The 1,766-nt window shown below is 44.6% G+C and carries 1 protein-coding gene; it reads right to left on the bottom strand.

Going from position 1 to position 1,766, the window contains the following annotated elements:
• Positions 1-138: 138 nt before the first annotated feature.
• The coding region (locus OEU88_RS17570; protein ID WP_262696514.1) for a condensation domain-containing protein at positions 139-1,766 on the bottom strand (1,628 nt) is incomplete at its 5' end.

The raw sequence follows: 1,766 nt of genomic DNA, 5'->3' as shown, positions 1-1,766 counted from the left end.
ACTCTGCTTTTCTAGCTCTCAGCTGCTCAAGTACATCTTCAGTCAAATTCCCATGAGGGTCGTAGGCTTTTATGCCCCCTTCAACGACTTTAATGCCTATTTTCTTTTGCTGTAATGATAAAAGAAGCTTATTAACACTCATATATCAAACTCTCTACTTGTATCATAAGAATGAGTGAATTGGCTGGCCATCTTCGCCAGGCTATTACTTTCATGTTTCTGTGTGCACCATTTGATACATGCTGAGAGAGCTTGCTGATAAGCCTCGCTAAAAGCCTTGACCTGTTCTGGTGCGATACGATTTTTGGTGCTCGTGAAAGTAAAGGACAGCTTCCCTTCCATCACCACACCGTTAATCGCAATGAGTTCCTGTTGGGCTTGCCGCAGACTGCATTCATTGCCCTTATCCTCATAGGAAGGTTTAAAAGCCTTTTCTTGATTAAGGCTGTTGTCAAACTGCCCCATGTAGTTAAATACTATTGATGCATGATCTTGCTTCTCATCAAGTAATCGCAGTTCTTCATCCTTGACCATCTCGGTCAGAACGCCATACCCCACGCCATTGCGCGGCACACGGCGGTATTGCTCCTTGACACTCTTGATGAGATGATCAAACCCGTCGGAAGGTTGTTCTGACAAGACAAGTGGATAAATCGACGTAAACCAGCCGATTGTCTCACTCAAATCCATATCGTCGAAAATATCTTCACGACCATGCCCCTCCATTCTGAGGCGCAGAGCATGTTCACCGGTCCAATCGTGGTATGCCTTCAACAAAGCAGAAAGCAGCAGTTCATTAATGCGCGTGCGATACGCCTTATTGCATTCGCTCAACAGTTCACCAGTTTGCTCAGCATCAAGGGTAATTGTAGTATTATAGATGACATCAGTATCCGTCGAAGAAATACCTTGAGAAACGCCAGGTAAAACGCCAATAGGATACGATAACTGCTCAAGCCAGTAAGGGCGCTCACGCTCTAATATCTCTGTATCAGCATATTGAGATAATGCCGCTCCCCACTGTTGATATGAAGAACTCTTAAGCGCTAGAGAAATGTCTTCTCCCGCCAAAAGCTGATGGTAAGCAATCTCAATATCCGATAGCAATATCCGCCATGAAACACCATCAACAACCAAATGGTGTAAAACTAAAAGTAAACGCCCTTCCTGCTCTGGCCCATAATCAAAATAGCCGACCCTCAGCAAAGGGCCCTGCTCCAGATCCAAGCTCGCCTGCAAAATATTACAGCTCGCTAACTGTCGTTCCAATCGAGCAGTAGAAGATAAAGCGCTCATGTCTTCATAATATAAAGCGGCGGCTGTTAGCTCTTTAGTATATGGCACGTACTCACTGGAAAAGCCCTCCGCATCCCCATTGAACTTCAATCGTAGTACATCATGTCGCTGATAAAGAGACTCAATCAAAGCTCTTAAATGCTCTTGCTTCAAATCAACGGGGGTGCGCACAAGCATCGATTGATTGAAATGATGCGCGTCTATCAAACCTTTATTTAAAAAACTACGTTGAATTGGGAGTAAAAGTTGCTGGCCAATCACTGTATCTTGCGGAGCTAAAGTGGCTAACTCACTCTTCAAAAAAGGCACTAAACCTGCAATTGTTTGATGTTCGAATAACTCCCGGACAGTGAGTGAGATATCTAATGCCTTTGCGCGAGAAGCTATCTGAATAGACAGTATACTATCACCCCCAAGTTCGAAGAAGTTGTCATGCACACCTACGCGCTCTAGCTTGAGAACTTCCTGCC

This window comes from Kordiimonas aquimaris, assembly GCF_025574485.1.
Classification (GTDB): Bacteria; Pseudomonadota; Alphaproteobacteria; order Sphingomonadales; family Kordiimonadaceae; genus Kordiimonas; species Kordiimonas aquimaris.
Note: the sequence above shows the minus strand (reverse complement) of the source record. Positions and strands in the feature narration are given on the sequence as shown.